Annotated in this window: 10 protein-coding genes; 4 read left to right on the plus strand and 6 right to left on the minus strand. The window is 68.4% G+C overall.

The features are described from left to right. Positions 1-33 precede the first annotated feature (33 nt). Together TS85_RS22705 and TS85_RS22710 are read right to left on the minus strand one after the other, a co-directional pair. Entirely contained in the window at positions 34-1,092 is a 1,059-nt protein-coding gene (locus TS85_RS22705) for a sialidase family protein (RefSeq protein ID WP_044335308.1), read from the minus strand. Positions 1,093-1,183: 91 nt separating this feature from the next. Next, positions 1,184-4,234 (minus strand): TonB-dependent receptor domain-containing protein, encoded by a 3,051-nt coding sequence (locus tag TS85_RS22710; RefSeq protein WP_044335309.1) that lies wholly within the window; start codon positions 4,232-4,234, stop codon positions 1,184-1,186. Between the two features lie 412 nt (positions 4,235-4,646). On the opposite strand from TS85_RS22710, the gene TS85_RS22715 reads away from it, so the two are divergent. From TS85_RS22715 to TS85_RS22730, 4 genes are read left to right on the plus strand one after another with little or no spacing between them, the layout of a single operon-like run. Further along, entirely contained in the window at positions 4,647-6,068 is a 1,422-nt protein-coding gene (locus tag TS85_RS22715; RefSeq protein ID WP_052508067.1) for a glycoside hydrolase family 140 protein, read from the plus strand. Continuing rightward, complete coding sequence (locus TS85_RS22720; protein WP_052508068.1) at positions 6,065-9,190, plus strand: alpha-L-rhamnosidase; 3,126 nt, start codon at positions 6,065-6,067, stop codon at positions 9,188-9,190. Before TS85_RS22715 ends, TS85_RS22720 begins: the two co-directional genes overlap by 4 nt. A 12-nt stretch (positions 9,191-9,202) precedes the next feature. After that, positions 9,203-9,871 carry an aspartate/glutamate racemase family protein gene (locus tag TS85_RS22725; protein WP_044335312.1) on the plus strand — a complete coding sequence of 223 codons (669 nt, stop codon included), beginning with the start codon at positions 9,203-9,205 and terminating at the stop codon, positions 9,869-9,871. Beyond that, a complete protein-coding gene (locus TS85_RS22730) occupies positions 9,868-11,124 on the plus strand; it encodes an MFS transporter (RefSeq protein ID WP_044335314.1) in 1,257 nt (418 codons plus the stop codon). The genes TS85_RS22725 and TS85_RS22730 overlap by 4 nt, the downstream gene beginning before the upstream one ends. A gap of 173 nt (positions 11,125-11,297) precedes the next feature. Here TS85_RS22730 and TS85_RS22735 read toward each other — a convergent pair whose 3' ends face one another. The 4 genes from TS85_RS22735 to TS85_RS22750 all read right to left on the minus strand — a co-directional run bounded on the left by TS85_RS22735 (position 11,298) and on the right by TS85_RS22750 (position 17,019). Continuing rightward, positions 11,298-12,584 carry a four-carbon acid sugar kinase family protein gene (locus TS85_RS22735; protein WP_044335315.1) on the minus strand — a complete coding sequence of 429 codons (1,287 nt, stop codon included), beginning with the start codon at positions 12,582-12,584 and terminating at the stop codon, positions 11,298-11,300. A gap of 103 nt (positions 12,585-12,687) precedes the next feature. Beyond that, entirely contained in the window at positions 12,688-13,965 is a 1,278-nt protein-coding gene (locus tag TS85_RS22740) for a ribulose-bisphosphate carboxylase large subunit family protein (RefSeq protein WP_227698583.1), read from the minus strand. Beyond that, positions 13,962-15,704 (minus strand): beta-L-arabinofuranosidase domain-containing protein, encoded by a 1,743-nt coding sequence (locus tag TS85_RS22745; RefSeq protein ID WP_162184758.1) that lies wholly within the window; start codon positions 15,702-15,704, stop codon positions 13,962-13,964. Before TS85_RS22745 ends, TS85_RS22740 begins: the two co-directional genes overlap by 4 nt. Before the next feature lie 160 nt (positions 15,705-15,864). Continuing rightward, on the minus strand, positions 15,865-17,019 hold the full coding sequence (locus TS85_RS22750) for an extracellular solute-binding protein (protein WP_227698584.1): 1,155 nt from the start codon (positions 17,017-17,019) through the stop codon (positions 15,865-15,867). Positions 17,020-17,043: the final 24 nt, after the last annotated feature.

Here is a 17,043-nt window from a genome sequence, read left to right on the forward strand (position 1 = left end):
GTGTTGGGGGGAGGGGGCGACGCCCCTCCCTTTTCAGCGCAAGCGGCGCGGGTCGATCACGACGTGGCGGATGCGGGTGCGATCATAGGTGTAGGTGATGTGGACCAGCCCGTCGCGCGTCTGGATCACCGCGGGATAGGCATAGCCGCTGGGTAGCGGCGCCGATTCGAGCGTCAGCACCGGGCGCCACGCCACGCCATCGTCCGACAGCGCGATGTTGAGCGGCCAGCGCGGGCCTTTGCCCGGCTGGTCGGCGCGGTGTGCGCTGTGGTTGTAGACGATCAGCTGGCGCCCGTCGCGGAGGGTAACGGCATCGGTGCCCGAATTGGGATTGGGCAAGTCGATCGCCGCCAGCGGCGACCAGGTGGCGCCATTGTCGCGCGACCAGGTCATCGCCAGCGCACCCTGGCGCGTGCGGGCGATCGCTTCGAGTTGGCCGTCCTTGTGGAACAGGATGCTCGGCTGGATCGCGTCGAGATGGAGCGGCGACGCCACCGGCGCGGTCGCGGTCCAGGTCGCGCCCTTGTCGGTGCTGCGCTCGAAATGGAGCTTCCACACATTGCCGGGATGCTCGGTGCTCGACGGCGAGAGCCAGTCGCCATTGGCGAGGCGCACCGGCTTGTTCTTGATCGGGCCGAATATGCCGTCGGGCAGGCGGCGCGGTGCGCTCCAGCTCCTGCCCTCGTCGGTGGAGCGGATCGTCATGCCCCACCAGGCCGATGGGCTGGGGCCGACCTTGTAGAAAAGCTGGAGCGCGCCGGTGCCGTCCTGGAAGAGGACGGGGTTCCAGCTGGGCAGGCGCGCGCGGCCCGGCTGCGCGCCGCTGGCGACCGATACCGGGCGCTCCCAGCCGTTCGGGCCGCGCCGGGCGAACCAGATTTCGACATCGGGATCGCGCTCGCGCGTGCCGCCGAACCAGGCGGCGGCGAGCGTGCCCGATGCAAGCTCGATGATCGTCGAGGCATGCGCCTGCGGATAGGGCGCGTCGGAATAGATAAACTCGCGGAGCACCTCCGCGTCGGCCTGCGCGAGCGCGGGCGGGGCGGGGACCACCATGCAGGTCGCGCCGAGCAGGGCGAGGATGCGGGTCATGCTTTGCTCTCCTATCGGCGAGTTGCCGCTCGAAAAAAAAAAGGGCGGCGCCGAGACGCCGCCCCAGGGTCTGGCCAAGCGGGCCGGGAACTTAGAATTTCAGGCGAACCCCCGAATAATAGCGGCGCCCGATCGGGTCATAGGTGCCCGCCGCGGTCTCGGTGCCGGTCACGCTGCCGGTCAGGCCGGTGATGACGGGGGGCGGCTGGGTATTCAGGAGGTTGTTGACGCCGGCGAAGAATTCGAAGGCCTTGGCGACGTTGAAGCGGAGCTGCATGTCGGCATAGAACGCGGAATCGACGCGGAAATATTTCCGATCGGGGAGCGACCCGTCCGCGAGCAGGAAGCGCGCGCGATATTGGTCGTCGAGATAGGATGCGCCGATATACTGCCCGTTGAACGTGATTCCGAAGCGTTCGGTGTCGTATCCGATCGATGCGCTGGCGCGATCCTTGGGCGTGTTGATCTCGCCGTCGGAGCGATCGAATGCCGCGCCCTGCAGCGGGGTGCTGCCCTGGCGGAGCAGATGGCTCCAGCTTGCCGCGAAGCTGGCCGTGCCGCCGGCGACCGGCAGGCGATAGGACAGCGTGGTGTCGATCCCCTCCGCCGATGCGCCGCCGCTGTTGATCAGCTGCGAATTGACCAGCTGGATCGAACCCGCGCTGTACGGCCCCGACCCCACCGTGCGCCGCGACACCAGCGCGCAGAAGTCCGGATCATTGTTGAGATAGCATTGCTGGAGAATGAAATCGCGGCTGGTGCGGGCGATCGCGTCGTCGAGCTTGATGTTGTAATAGTCGACCGTAAGCGTGAGGTTGCGCAGCGCATAGATCGACACCGGGTTGATCACCGCGCCCAGCGTCCAGGTCCGCGCCGATTCCTGCTGGATATCCGGATTGCTGACATTGAGCCCGCCGACGCCCTGCAAATCGGACTGGCTGAGCGTGAACACGCCGTTCGCGGCGATGTTCGCAGCGACGCCCGGATCGGCGCGGCAGGTGGTGCTCGTCGTCCCCGTGCTCGTCGCGGTCACTCCGGCGCAGGGATCGTTGACCGACGAGATGCTGATCGCCGGGGCCGCGAACAACTCGCCGATATTGGGCGCGCGGACGGCATGGGCATAGACGCCGCGGAAGCGGATGTCGGGGACCGGCGACCATTCGATGCCCGCATTATAGGCATAGAAGGTGCCCACGGTCGAATAGTCCGACATGCGCGCCGCACCGCGCAGCGTGAGATTGTCGAAGAAGGGCGTGTTGTGGATCAGCGGCACGACGAGTTCGCCGTACAGCTCCTTGACGGTGAAACTCCCCGAGGTGTTGGTCTGCTGGACATAGGCGTTGCGCGCGGCGATCGACAGCGGATCGAACACCTCGCTGCTGGCCTCGCGGCGATGCTCGGCACCCAGCGCGACCTGGACCGCACCCGCGGGCAGATCGAACAGCGAGCCCGACAGATTGGCCGAGGCGACTTCGAGCGTCTGCACCGCGTTGCGCGTCGATGCGACCTGGAGCCAGGCGATCGAGGCGGCGGACGCCTTGCCCGCGCCATAGACGTTCCACGGCACACAGCCCTGCGCGCGCGCCTCGGCGCTGGCGCAGACTGCCTCGGCGGTGTTGCCGTTGGCGTTGACGTCGTAGACGTCCTGGATCACGTCGAGCGCCTGGACCGCGCGATCCTGGTTGATCAGCCCGGTGAGCTGGCTGTCGGCAGTGGTCTTGCCCCAATTATAGGCGACGTCCCAGTTCCAGCTGCTGCCGAGCTTGCCCTCGGCGCCGACGACCATCCGCAGCGTGGTGCGGTCGAAGATCGCGAAGCGCTGGCCGAACTCGCTCAGCCGGCGCGACACCGCGACGTCGCGGAAGCCGTCGCCATTGGTGTCGGTCGCGACATTGTAGAGCGCGGTCGGGACCAGCGGGTTGCGCACGATCTGAGACTGCGCGGCATTGGCCGGATTGGTGACGCGCTGTTCGATATTGAAGCGGCCATTGCCCTGGCGGAAGAGCCCGAGCGAGCCGGTGGGCACCAGCGGCGAGGGTTCGAGCAGCCCCTTCGACGTGGTGTTGGCGTAGCTGCCCTCGGCGAAGATGCCGAAGGCCTCGCTGACCGCGTAATTGGCGCGGGCGGCGAAGTTGCGGCGCTCGATCGGCACCGAGATATTGTCGAACGGCGTCCGATCGAACCCGTCGGTCGCGCCGACAAAGGGGCGGACGGTGCCGGTGCTGTCGACGATGTAATTGCCGGTGCCCGCGTTGAACGTGCTGGCCGGGACGACCGACGACAGATTGCGCTGCGCCTTGAACAGGTTCTGTGCGGCGGTGAGGTTCGCATCGGTGCGGTTGTTGCTGCGCTGGAGCGCGCCGACACTGGTCTGGTCGCTGACGCTGCGCGAACGATCGACCGAGGCGACTGCGCCCTGTTTCGACCAGCCGGCATAGGCGATCACATTGCCGCGGCCATCGGCGAAATTGGTGCCGGTGGTGAGGTTGAGCGAATATTGCTCGTCATCGCCATATTCGGAAATGCCGCTCTGGGCGTTGACCTGGACGCCTTCGAAATTCTTGCGGTAGATGAAATTGACCACCCCGGCGACCGCGTCCGAGCCATAGACTGCGGAGGCGCCGCCGGTGAGGACGTCGACGCGTTCGATGAACGAGGCGGGGATCATCGACAGATCGACCTGTGCCGATCCCGGCACGCCCGCGACGACGCGGCGCCCGTCGATCAGCACCAGCGTGCGATTGGCGCCGAGATTGCGCAGGTTCACCGTCGACAGCCCGGCGCTGACCGCGCCATAGTTCGACGTGTTGCGCGACTGGCCGGGGAGGCCGAAGGCGGGGTTGGTCTGGAGCACTTCCTGGATGTCGACGCGACCGGTGCGCTCGATATCCTGCGCGGTCACGGCCTGGAGCGGCGACGGCGAGGTGAGCGTCGGGCTCTTGATGCGGCTGCCGGTGACGACGATCGAATCGGTGGTCTCGTCGGCCTGGGTCTCCGCTGTGGTGGCGTCGGTTGCAGCTTCGCTGTCCTGCGCCTGCGCGGCGGAGGCGGCGAACATTGCGGCCATGCTCGCGCCGGTGAGCAGCGCGCCGCGCACCAGCCGGGCGACCCGGGCGTGGTGCGACATTTCGAATGCCTTCATTTCTCTCTCCCTTATTCTGTTATGTTATTCGCAACGCCGTGCGCAGGCGGTGGGCGAGGTCTGCCGCTCGCCGCGCCGCGCGCGTACTGCATCGGAGGAGAGAAACGGCACCGGGAGTTTGTCGAGGAAGCGCGATACCTTGCTGCTCCCCCTGGGGCGCATCCGCGCGAGCCCGCGCGGCGCTGCCCGCCTCCATCCATCGCTCTCCTGAGGTGAAGCTGTAAGGCGAATTTTATCGAAACACAAATATTCTCTTTCGAATTGCTTCGATTTTCGCGCAGAGTGGCTTTGCAATTGACAGCTGTCGAAGCGGGTCGTTACCGAGTGAAGCACGCAACGGCGGCAGTCCGGGCGGCGGGAGAGACGATGTGACGAGTGCCGGCGCGTATCGCCCATGCCACGAGGCCCGCGCATGACGCTGCTGCTCGGAATGCTGGCCGCGCTGACTGCTCAGGCGGGCGACGGTCGCGCAATCGACTCGAGCCGCACCCCGCCGCTGACGGTATCGGCGAACGGCCATTATCTGGAGGCGGGCGGCAAGCCCTTCTTCTGGATGGGCGATACCGGCTGGCTGTTGCTCAGCCGATTGGATCGCGACGAGACCGAACGCTATCTCGCGACGCGCGCGCGGCAGGGGTTCAACGTGGTGCAGGTGATGATCCTGCACACCCCGCAAATGGCGAGCCGTACCGGCGCCGCCGCGCTGATCGACGGCGACCCGGCGCGCCCGCGCGTCACCCCCGGCGCCGATCCGCAGCGACCCGGCGAATATGATTATTGGGACCATCTCGACTGGGTGATCGAGCGGGCGCAGGCGCATGGCCTCTATCTCGCGCTGGTCCCCGCCTGGGGATCGCTGGTCGAAGGCAAGCAGCTCAACGAGCGTAGCGCGCCCGCTTATGGCCGTTTCCTGGCCGAGCGGTATCGCGGGCGGCCAAACCTTGTCTGGCTCAACGGCGGCGATACGCGCGCCGACACCAGCACGATCGTCTGGGAAAGCCTGGGGTCGACGATCAAGGCAATCGACCCGCGCCATTTGATGACCTTCCACCCGATCGGGCGCACCGATTCGGCGTGGCAGTTTCACGAGGCGCCCTGGCTCGACTTCAACATGGTGCAATCGGGCCACCGTTCCTATGCGCAGGAAGGGCCGAGCGTGCGCAGCGAGGATAATTGGCGCTATATCGCCGAGGATTGGGCACGGCTGCCGACCAAGCCGGTGATCGACGGCGAGCCTTCGTACGAGAATATCCCCCATGGCCTGCACGAAGCCGACGCACCGCGCTGGCGCGCCGCCGATGCGCGCCGCTATGCCTGGTGGGCGGTGATGGCGGGCGCGTTCGGGCACAGCTATGGCGAGAACAGCGTGATGCAGATGCTCGTGCCGGGGACGTACAAGCCGCGGTTCGAGGCCGACCAGCGCTGGGATGCTGCACTGGAGGCGCCGGGCGCGAACCAGATGCGCCATTTGCGCGCGCTGATCGAAGCGCGACCGATGCTCGAGCGGGTGCCCGATCCGACGCTGATCCTCGACAATGGCGTCCGCTACGATCGCGTGCTGGCAAGCCGCGGGCGCGGCTATGCGTTTGCCTATAGCTATAGCGGGCGCGCGTTCACGATGCGGCTGGGCGCGATTGCGGGACGGCGGGTGGTGGCGCGCTGGTATTCACCGCGCGACGGCAGCGTGGTGGTGATCGGCAGCTTCGCCAATCGCGGCGAAAGGCGCTTCGATCCGCCGGGCGCGGCGGGGCCTGGCCAGGACTGGGTGCTGGTGCTCGACGATGCCGCGGCGCGGTTCGCGGCGATCGGGGCGGGCGGGGAGCGCGCACAATGACGCTGCGTATCGTCGACCTGCGCGCGGAGCATGTCGCGGCGCTGTTCGGCACCGAAGTGCCGCAGCCGCGGCTGTCGTGGCGGATCGAGAGCGAGGATCGCGGATGCGCGCAGGCGGCGTACCGCATCCGCGCCGCACTCGATCCCGACGCGCTGGACGGTGGCACGCTGCTTTGGGACAGCGGCATGGTCGAGAGCGCGGCGAGCCTCGACATACGGTACGGCGGACCCCCGCTGGCGGCGACGGAGCGGCTCTGGTGGTCGGTCGAGATACGCACTGCTGACGGCGCGACGGCGCGGTCGGCGCCCGCATGGATCGAGGCGGGGTTGCTCTCCCCCGAAGACTGGCATGCGGAATGGATCGAGGCGGAGGATTCCGCTGCCGCCGCAGATCGCGCGGCCGGGGTGGCATGGGTGTGGAGCGCGACGGCACTCGACGCGCGACCGCACGGCTTCCGGCTCGATTTCGACGCGCCGGAGGATTTCGACCGCGCCGAGATATTGCTCGCGGGCAAGGACCATTTGCGCGGGGTTTGGGTGAACGGCGAGGCATCGCCGCTCGACTGGCATTTCGGCTGGGACAGCGACTTGCCGTTCTGGGGCACGCTGGCGCCCTATGCAGGGACGGTGCGGGCCGGGCGCAACAGCGTGTGCGCGCTGGTCGAAGCGGATGTCGCGGGCTTCTTCCCGGTCGATGGCGGCGCGTTCGCGGCGCTGATCCGGCTTCACCGGGTCGACGGATCGGTGGAGCGGATCGTCAGCGGGCCGGCGTGGCGAGTCATGCCCGATCCGCCGGAAGCGTGGACCGCGCCGGGGTTCGACGCCGGGGCGTGGCAGAGGCCGGTCGCGAGCGGTGCCAATGTCGATAACGACCCGCGCCCGCCCGAACCGGCGATGCTGCTGCGCACGCGCTTCACGCCGCGCGGCACGGTGACGGCGGCGCGGCTCTATGCCACTGCGCTGGGCGGCTATGACGCGCGGATCAACGGCGCGGCGGTATCGGCGGCGCTGCTTGCGCCCGAGGTGACCGTCGCGCGCGACCATATATTGTACCAGGTCCAGGACGTGACGGCGCTGATCGCGCCGGGCGAGAATGTGCTGGGGGCGATCGTCGCCGATGGCTGGTATGCGAGCGCGTTCGGGTGGCGGATCGAGCGCTATGGCTTCGGCCCGGCGCCGCGCCGGTTCCTGGCGCAGCTGCGGCTCGATTATGCCGAGGGCGGCAGCGAGTGGATCGTGACGGGGCCCGAGTGGCGGATCGCGCCGTCCGAAATCCTGGGCGCCGAGATCTATGACGGCGAAACCATCGATGCCCGCCGCGCGCAGCCGGGATGGGACGCGCCGGGGTTCGACGATTCGGGCTGGGCGGCGGTGACGATGGGGGCGGCGCCCGACACGCGGCTGGTGGCGCAGACTTCGCCGGCGATCGAGCGCATGGGCACGCGGCGTGCGGTGTCGGTCAGCGCGCCGGCGCCGGGGCGGTACGTTTTCGACTTTGGGCAGAATTTCTCCGGATGGGTGCGCATGCGGGTGCGCGGCGCCGCGGGGACCGCGATCACGTTGCGCCATGCCGAGTTGCTGAACCCCGACGGCACCGCCGACCTGGCGAATTTGCGGCTGGCGCGCGCGACCGACCGTTTCGTGCTGGCGGGCACGGGCGAAGAAGTGTTCGAGCCGCGCTTCACCTATCACGGCTTCCGCTATGTCGAAGTCGCGGGCTATCCGGGCGTGCCGACCGCGGACGATATAGAGGGCGTGATCGTCCATAGCGCGTGCCGTGAGACCGGCAGCATGGCCTTTCCCGACGCGCCGCTGCTCCAGCGCATCTGGGAAAATGCGCTGTGGAGCCAGCGATCGAACTTCTTTGCAGTGCCGACCGATTGCCCGCAGCGCGACGAGCGCATGGGATGGTCCGGGGATATCCAGGTGTTCCTCGACGCGGCGGCGTTCAACATGGACGTCGACTCGTTCCTGCGCCGGTTCCTGCTGGAGATGCGCGCGGCGCAGCGGCCCGATGGCGGCTATCCGATCGTCGTGCCGCAGCCGCTGTCGTTCCCCGATGTCGTGACTGCCGGGTGGAGCGAGGCGGGGATCATCCTGCCGTGGCAGCTATGGCAGCGCTATGGCGATACCGCGGTGATCGACGAGAATTGGGCGGCGATGGAGCGATGGATGGCGCATGTCGCGGCGGGCAATCCCGACCATGTCTGGCGCAACGATCGCGGGCTCGACCTGGGCGACTGGCTGTCGGTCGACGCGATCAAGCCCGATGACGAGACGACGCCGCGCATGCTGTGCGCCACCGCCTATTGGGCCTGGACTGCCGCGCTGATGGCGGAGATGGCCGAGGCGACGGGGCGCGACGACGCAGCCCGGCGCTACCGCGCGCTGCGCGGGGCGATCGGCGCGGCGTTCGCCGCCACGTTCGTCGCGCCCGACGGCGTGTGCGGCAATGGCAGCCAGACCAGCCAGGTGCTGTCGCTGTTCATGGGGCTGGTCCCCGACGAGCAGCGCGCCGCCGCCGCGCAGGTGCTGGCCGACGAGATACGCGGGCGCGGGATGCGGCTGTCGACCGGGTTTCTGGGGACGCCCTATCTGCTCGACGTGCTCGCCGATGCGGGGCAGTGGGAGACGGTGAGCGGGCTGCTCCTCCAGACCGGCTATCCGAGCTGGGGCTATATGCCCGAACAGGGCGCGACGACGATGTGGGAGCGCTGGAACGGCGATACCGGCGACCTGTCGATGAACAGCTATAACCATTATGCGTTCGGCGCGGTCGTGGGGTTCTTCTATCGGCGGCTCGCGGGGATCGCTCCGGCGGCGCCGGGCTTTCGCCGAATCGCGGTGCGCCCGGTCTGGCTGCCGGAAGTGGGGCGCGTCTCGGCGCGGTTCGAATCGCCGATGGGGACGATTGTCACTGCGACCGAGGGCGATGCGCAGGGGCTGACGCGGCTGATGCTCACCGTCCCCGCCAACACGCTCGCGATCGTCGAGCTGCCCGCGCGCGACTGGCGCGAGGGCGGCACCCCAATCGCGCTGCACCCCGAAATTCGCGACCTTGTTTCCGCCGATGGCTGCCTCCGGTTCGAAGTCGGGTCGGGCAGCTATGCATTTTCGATCTGAGAGGAAGACGCCGTGGCCACGCTGGGACTGATCCACAATTCGCCGGTGCTCGCGCCGATCTTCACCGAAATCGCCGCGCGGATCATGCCCGATGTTCGCATCCTGCATTTCGTCGACGAGAGCACGATCAAGAACACGATCGCCGCCGGGCGGTTGGAAAAGGCGACGATGCGCCAGGTGATCCGGCTGGTCGGGTCGACCTTCGACGCCGGGTGCGACGTGGCGCTGGTCACCTGCTCGTCGATCGGCGCGGCGGTCGACATGGCGGCGCAGCTCTATGACCAGCCGGTGCTGCGGGTGGATCGCGCCATGGCCGAGAAGGCGGTGGCGACCGGGCGCCGGATCGGGGTGGTCGCGACGCTGTCGACTACGCTTACCCCCACCGCCGAGCTGGTCCGCCGCGTCGCCGCCGAGCAGGGCAAGGACATCGAGATCGTCGAGCATCTGTGCGAAGGCGCGTTCGCCGCAGTGATGGCGGGCGACGGCGCGACGCATGACCGGATCGTCGGCGCGGGGCTTACCGAGGGGATGCGCGGCGTCGACGCGATCGTGCTGGCCCAGGCATCGATGGCGCGGGTGGTGGCATCGCTTCCCCCCGGCGCGGTGACGGCGCCGGTCTTCGCCAGCCCCGAACTCGGCATGCAGCACGCCGCCGACGTGCTGGCCGGCCTCGCCAAGTGAAGAAGCGCCACGGCGTCCTCGCGTTGCTGGGCGTGCTGTCGGTCATTACCTTTGTCGATCGCATGGCGATCGCGGTGACCGGGCCGACGATCCAGAAGGACCTGGGCATCACACCCGACCAATGGGGATGGGTGCTGAGCGCCTATGTGATCGCCTATGCGGTGTTCGAAGTGCCGTCCGGCGCGCTGGGCGATCGCTTCGGCTATCGCAAGGAGCTGACGCGGATCACGGTGTGGTGGTCGGTGTTCACCGCGCTGACTGCGGTGTGCCGCAATTTCTGGCAGCTGACCGCGGCGCGCTTTCTGTTCGGGCTGGGCGCGGCGGGCGCCTATCCCAACATGTCGGGGGTGCTGTATCGCTGGCTGCCGGCGCGGGAGCGCGCGCGGGGGCAGGGCGTGATCTGGGCGGCGAGCCGGTTCGGCGGGGCGCTGGCACCGTTGGTGCTGGTGCCGATGAACCGGCAGCTGGGCTGGCAGGCGGTGTTCGTGATCCTGGGTGTGGTCGGGATGCTCTGGGCGCTGGTCTGGTGGCGCTGCTACCATGACCGCCCGGCGGACCATCCCGGCATCACCGCGGCGGAAGTCGCCGAGATCGGCAGCGACGCGGGCGGCGGCCATGCCGGCACGCCGTGGAAGAAGCTGCTCAGCCTGCCCCAGCTCTGGCTGATCGCGCTCGCTTATTGCTTCTACGCATTCGGGAGCTGGTTCTTCTTCGGCTGGTTCCCGACCTGGCTGGTCAAGGGCGCGGGGTTCAGCGAGGGCGAGATGGGGCTGTACGGATCGATCCCGTTCCTGCTCGGCATCGTCAGCAACCTGGCCGGGGGCGTGCTGTGCGACCGGCTGGCGCAGCGGATCGGCATCCGCAACGCCTATCGCCTGATCACCAGCGTCTGCCTGGTCGGGACGGCGGCGTTGCTGTTCGCGATGAGCCTGGCGACGGGGAAGGTGGCGATCATCGTGCTGGCGGGTGCCGCCTTCGCAGTGATGGACCTGATGCTGCCCGCCGCCTGGGCGATGTGCATGTCGATCGGGGGCCGCTACGGCGGGACGGCGAGCGGGGTGATGAACACCGCGGGCAATCTGGGCGGGTTCGTGTGCACCGTGGTGATCGGTTATGTCATCGCGGGCACGGGCAACTACAATGTGCCGGTGCAGGGCGTCGCGGTGATGGTGCTGATCGCAGCGGGGCTGTTCGCGCTGATCGACTGCACCAAGGGCTTCGACCACAAGGCGGCGCCGGAGGTGGCGGGCTGACATTTTTCCTCTCCCTGTGGGAGAGGTAGCGAAGCTTGGCAGCTTGCTGCCTAGCGTAGCTAGGTGAGGGTGTCCTGCTGTCGAGAAGGTGATCCCCTCACCCAGCTTCGACTAAGGCTCTTCGAGCCTAAGTCTGCGCAACCCTCTCCCGACGGGAGAGGGAGGGATGCCGTTCAGCCGCCGCGGCGCACGGTTTCGAAGAAATCCTCGCCGCCGATCTGTCCGCCCTTGAGTACCAGTTCGAGCCCGTCGACCGCCGGGTCGGCGGCGTGGGCGCGGACCAGCGGGGCGCCGGGTTCGATCGGCGCGGCCCAGCTGAGCGCGTCGATGCCCAGTTCGGCGATGCCGTGGCTCGACGTGTCGCCGCCCGCGAACAACAGCCGGCGAAGCCCGGCGCGGCGGATCGCCGCCGCGGCGATCCGGCCCAATGCCTTGCCGAGCCGGTCGCCCGCCGCGCTGGCGCCGTCGCCGAGCGGGCCCTGCGCCGAATGGAGCACGCAGCGTCCGCCCTGCGCGAGCGCGGCGCAGGCGGCGTCGACCAGCCGCGCCTCCTCGTCGCTTTCACCCCGCAGCAGCGCGGGGACGTCGGCGGCAACTCCGGCATAGCCGCTGGCGGTCGCCCGGGCGATCTGGCGCGCAGTGACCGGGGAGCAGCTCCCGCTCACGACCAGCAGCCGGTCGACTGTGGTGGCGCGGGCGGGCGGGGCGGCGGCGTCGATGATGCTGAGCGTGCGCCAGGCGAGCACCAGCGCGCGGGTGACGCCCGAACTGCCGGCGGCGAAGGCGATACGGTGCGCGAGCAGCACCGCGCCGGTCGCGGCAAGGTCCGCCATCGCCACCCCGTCGAACAGCACCGCGTCGGCGCTGCCCGCAACCTCGCGATAGGCGGCATCGGCTTCGCCCGCCTGGATGCGGTTCAGCGGCACGAGCGCAATATTGGCGTTGGTCTGGTCGGCGAGGTGGCGGATCAGCTCAGCCTCGCGCATCGGCGTGACCGGGTGGTGCGCCATGGTCGGGTGGCGATCGATGCGATAGGTCTGGTCGCCTGCTGCGGCGAAGAGCGTGCCGAACGCGACATAGCGGCGCAAATGCGGTGCGCCGACGACGATCGCAGCGGGGCCGCCGAACGCGGCGCAGCCGATGTCGATGGCGCGGCCGATCGATCCGGTGTGCGGGCTGGAATCGAAGGTCGAGCAGGTCTTGTAATGGACGATCGGCGCTTCGCCGAGCGCCGCGAAGGCGTCCGGCAGATGGCCGTCCATCCATTCGGGCGGGCGGCTGCGGCTGTCGCCGGCGATTCCGATTGCGCGGACCTGTGCAAAGCGCGCGCGCAGGGCGGCGTCGGGCCGGCGGAGGAACAGCACCGCGGGGACGCCGCCTTCGGCCAGTTGTTCGAGGACGTCGGTCGATCCGGTGAAGTCGTCGCCGTAGAAGCTGTAGAGGAGGGGGCGGCGGGTCATGCGGGCTCGCTCCAAGCCGTCCTCCCGGCGGAAGCCGGGATCTCGGGCCGTGTCGCGCCGTCGCCTGAGGTCCCGGCTTTCGCCGGGAGGACGAGGTGGCGTCTCACCCGCCGAACGCCTGCATCGCCGCGCGCAGTTCGGGTGCGTCCTTCGCCGCGTCGGCAAGCGGGACCCCCGCGACGGCGGCATCCCAGGCGAGCCGCAGCGCGCGCACGCCCGCCGCGGGGCCACCCGGATGCGCCATGATCCCGCCGCCCGCCGCGTACATCAGGTCGGTGGTGCCGAGCGCCTGATAGGTCGCTGCGGCCTGCATCACCGATTGCCCCGACGAGAACACCGGCAGGATCTCGCATCCGGGATGCGGGGGCGCGAACATCGGGGTCAGGCATTCGCGCGCCGACGCGATCACGCTGTCGTTGGTTTCGCAGAATTTATTGTCGATGCCGTTGACATGGCTGTGGTCGATCCCGGCGAGCCGCCACAATTTCTGGAATGCGATATAGTGCATGCCGATCGCCGGCGAGCGACCGAGCATGCCCCAGCCATTGCGGTGGCCGTGGATCGGGAGCTGGGCATGCGCGCGCAGCATCCGCATCGCGGGGAGGCCGATCGAGTTCATGCTCGCCATGATGCAGGTGCCGCCCTGTGCCAGCACCTGGTCATGGCGCCACAGCATCTCGTCGATGTCGCCGGTCAGGTTGGCGGCGTACATCACCTTCTTGCCGGTACGGTCGGCATGGTCGCGGATCACCCGCATCACCGCCGCGATGCGCGCGTCGAACGGGCAATGCGGGCCATCGGCCTGAAGCTCGTCGTCCTTGATGAAATCGACCCCCGCCTCGACCAGGACGCGGACCTGTTCGGCGGTCGCCTCGGGAGACAGGCCGACGCTGGGCTTGATGATTGTGCCGAGGATCGGGCGGTCATACACACCCGCCAGCCGGCGGGTGCCCGCCACGCCGAATTGCGGCCCCTGATAGCGATCGAGAAACGCCGGGGGCAGCGTGATGTCGACGAGCTTGAGCCCCGAAAAGGCCTTCAGCTCGGACAAATTGCCCGCGATCGTCGCCAGCACATTGGGCAGCGACGGCCCGAAATTGGCGAGCGGCCAGGACAAAGTGACGCGCGCGGTGCGCCGCCGCCCGTCGCCACCCCCCTTTGGCAGCCCCGATCCGGGCAGCGAGGGGGCGGCGACATCGCCGAGTTCGACCAGTTCCTCGACCCGCGCGGCATGCGCCTCGCGCAATGCGTCGGTCTCACCGGGCACGCGGACGAAGGTGCCGGTCGACTGTTCGCCGGCCATCGTCGCCGCCGCCTGTTCGAGCGGAAAGGCGGTTTCGATATGGTAGGTCGCGGTGACCCGATCGCTGCCCGGCATCATGCGGTCTTGAAATAGGTGGCGGTGCGTTCGGTATCGACCGCGAAATAGGGCACGAAGACGAGGTCGCGCCCTCCCACATCGGTGCGATACGCTTCGGGCTGGCCGGGCATTGGCTGGAGCCCGGCGGGCAGGTTCACCTTCTGGGTCTCGATACCGTCCCACGGATTGATCCCGACATACATCACCGCGCCGCGCATCAGCGCCTGGAGATTCGGGTTCTGGTCGTCGATCGCCAGCCCGCGCAGCGGTTGCGGCAGAGTCAGCTCGACGGTGTCGCCGGCCTTCCAGACGCGCTCGACGGTCGCGAGCTGCCCCGGCGTCGCGGCCCGCGCCTTGCCGTTGATGGCGATGCGCGCGCCCATGCTCCAGGCGGGAATGCGCAGCTTCATTGCGAAGCGGCCATTGCCCGGCTTGCGCACCGTGAGGCGCACCGTGTCGGTGGCGGGATAGTCGGTCTGCTGGACGACCTCGACGGCGCCGCCGGGGCGGTCCCAGGTCACTTCGGACGAGGCGTAGAGATTGACGAGCAGCGCGTTGTCGTCGTGGAAATAGAGGTTGAGGACGTAATCGGCGACGCCCTGGACCAACGTGCCCGAGCAGCACGGCCATTTCTGGTGGTAATAGCGCTTCTCGCCCTTCGACCCGTAATCCGAATAATAGGGATAGCCGCCGTCGCTGTCGGGCGTGCGCGCGGCGAGCATCGTGTTGTACAATGTGCGCTCCAGCCCGTCGCCATAGACCGGGTCGCCGGTGAAGCGGAGCAGGTAGCGCGCGAGCTTCAAGTCGGCAAAGGCGCCGCACGGGGTTTCGAAATGCGCCTTGGAGCTTTGCAGGCTGGCGGCGAGCAGGCCCTTGTGCAGCTCGACGAACTGCTCCTCGGGGCCCCAGCCGCCGCTGGCGAAGCGCTGGGGCTCCATGAACTTCCACGCATTTTCCAGCGCGCGGCGATATTTGGCGTCGCCAAGATGGAGATAGGCCTGCGCGCCCGAACTCAGCGCGATCGTGTGGCTATAGGCGTGCTTGGTCGGCAGCACGTCCTGCCCCGCCGCCAGCGGATCGAACCATTCCTTGTTCAGCAGATAATGGACCGCCATCTGGCGATATTTCTCGTCGCCGGTGATATCGGCGACGTGGAACAGGTTTTCGGGAAGGACATAGGTCTCGTCATAGGGCGGGTCCTTCTTGCCGACGCGATCGCGCGACACCGGCGAGATGAACGGGCGGCATTTCTCGATCACGATCGGCAGCAGCGTCTTGGCCTGCTCGACGCCGCTCAGCCGATAGGCGTCGATCAGCCCGACGACATATTTGTCCATGACATAGGCGGCCCACTGCTCCTGCGCCTTGGGCCCGGCATAGGGATTGGGCGCCTTGACGAACGCCTTGCCGAAGCCGTCGACCAAAGCGGCGACCTTGGCATGCGCGGCCTTGTCGCCGGTCGCGGCGCCGAGCCGGGCGAGACCCGAGATATATTGGCCGATCGTCAGCCCGGGGACGAAGCCGTCGCGGTCGTACCAGCCGCCCATGTCGGGGCCGGGCGCGGGCAGTCCGGCATTCTGGCGAAAAACCTTGAGCACGCGGTCATTGTCGAGCGCCATGTAATGCGCGTGGACCTGGTCGTACTGGCGCTTGATCCGCCCGCTGGTGAGCCGCACCGCGCCATAGGGGAATTCATGGACCGCTTCCGCGCCCGGCAGTGCGGGTGCAGGGGCGGCAGCGGCCTGTGCCGCGAAGGCCATGGGGAGCGCGCTCGCGGTGCCCGCGCATGCTGCGCAATGGAGTAGTCCGCGGCGCGAGAAACCCGCATCGTTCGATCCGTTCATATCCATCCTCACCCTGCCTCGTTCGTCGGGACTGATCCTGCGAACCCTGTTCGACGTCTCTCTATCATGCTGTCGTTTATTTTCGCAACGTGTCAAAAGCGAAGCTGTTCGAAAGTTCGTTAAGTGCGGCTATCAGCGGGCTTGCGGGCGCGCGTGTCGCGATCGCAGCGTCGAGCAGCGCGGAGGCCTGTTGTTGGAACGCCATATAGCCGTCATGCCGCGGGCGCAGCCACGCCGCCTCCAGCGTCGCGCGGGTCGCGGCGTAAAAGTCATGGGTGGCGGCGTTGACCGTGGCGTCGCGCCACGCCGCGTCATGGCCCGGCTGGCCGCCCGCGCTGGCATAGAGCCCGCGCTGGACCTCCGCCGAGGCGACCCATGCGGCAAAGCGCCGCGCCGCGTCGATATGCGCGCCCAGCGCCGAGACGGCGATTCCGGTGCCGCCCAGCGCCGATCCGGCGACTCCCGCCGGCCCGAGCGGGACGAGATCGGCAAAGGCGATCCTGTGTGCGCGGAAGCCGTCGCGCGCGTAATTGGCATAGCCGTAGAGGAAGGGCGCGGTGGCGATCGGCGAATCGCTCGCGGCCATCGCCTCGAACACCGCGATCGGGTCCTGCGTCCGCGCATCGTCGCCGACCAGCGCGGCGAGGGTGAGCAGGCGGGCATAGGCCTCGGCTGCAATTTCGGGATCGAACAGCCGCGCGCCCGTCACGTCGGGGGAGCCGCCGAACTGGCCGCACAGCGTGAACAGCGTCATCAGCGCATGCGGGGGCCGCAACGGACAGGCAAGCTGCCCCGCGCGGCCCAGCGCGAGCACATCGTCCCAGGTCGCGGGCGGCGCAGCGATGCGATCGGGGACATAGGCCAGCACCTGTGCCGCAGCGTCGATCGGCAGCGCCCATTGCCGCCCCGCGAACCGATAGCTTTCAAACGAGCGCCCGACCGACCCCGCTTCGATCCCGGCGAGTGCCGCTGCGTCTTCGAAGGGCGCGAGGCAATTCTGCTGGACGATCTGGCCGACATGGGGGTGATCGATCACGATCAGGTCGAACCGGCGGGCGAGATCGTCGAGCGGATACTGCTCGAAATCCTGGAGCGATCGCGCTTCCCAGGTGATCGCCGCGCCCCCCTGTTCCGCCCATCGCGCGGACGCCGCGACCAACGGGTCGAGCCCGCGCGCATGGTTCCACGTCATCCCCTTCAGCACCGGCACGCCCATCTCTCCCGTTGACATGGTTTGTTAGCGAACATACCGTGC

The organism is Sphingomonas hengshuiensis (assembly GCF_000935025.1).
In the GTDB taxonomy this organism is placed as follows: domain Bacteria; phylum Pseudomonadota; class Alphaproteobacteria; order Sphingomonadales; family Sphingomonadaceae; genus Sphingomonas; species Sphingomonas hengshuiensis.

Excerpts from the sequence above, each read along its gene's own strand:
- TS85_RS22705 (WP_044335308.1), bottom strand. The coding sequence starts at position 1,092 with ATGACCCGCATCCTCGCCCTGCTCGGCGCGACCTGCATGGTGGTCCCC.
- TS85_RS22710 (WP_044335309.1), bottom strand. The coding sequence starts at position 4,234 with ATGAAGGCATTCGAAATGTCGCACCACGCCCGGGTCGCCCGGCTGGTG.
- TS85_RS22715 (WP_052508067.1), top strand. The coding sequence starts at position 4,647 with ATGACGCTGCTGCTCGGAATGCTGGCCGCGCTGACTGCTCAGGCGGGC.
- TS85_RS22720 (WP_052508068.1), top strand. The coding sequence starts at position 6,065 with ATGACGCTGCGTATCGTCGACCTGCGCGCGGAGCATGTCGCGGCGCTG.
- TS85_RS22735 (WP_044335315.1), bottom strand. The coding sequence starts at position 12,584 with ATGACCCGCCGCCCCCTCCTCTACAGCTTCTACGGCGACGACTTCACC.
- TS85_RS22740 (WP_227698583.1), bottom strand. The coding sequence starts at position 13,965 with ATGATGCCGGGCAGCGATCGGGTCACCGCGACCTACCATATCGAAACC.
- TS85_RS22745 (WP_162184758.1), bottom strand. The coding sequence starts at position 15,704 with ATGGCCTTCGCGGCACAGGCCGCTGCCGCCCCTGCACCCGCACTGCCG.
- TS85_RS22750 (WP_227698584.1), bottom strand. The coding sequence starts at position 17,019 with ATGTCAACGGGAGAGATGGGCGTGCCGGTGCTGAAGGGGATGACGTGG.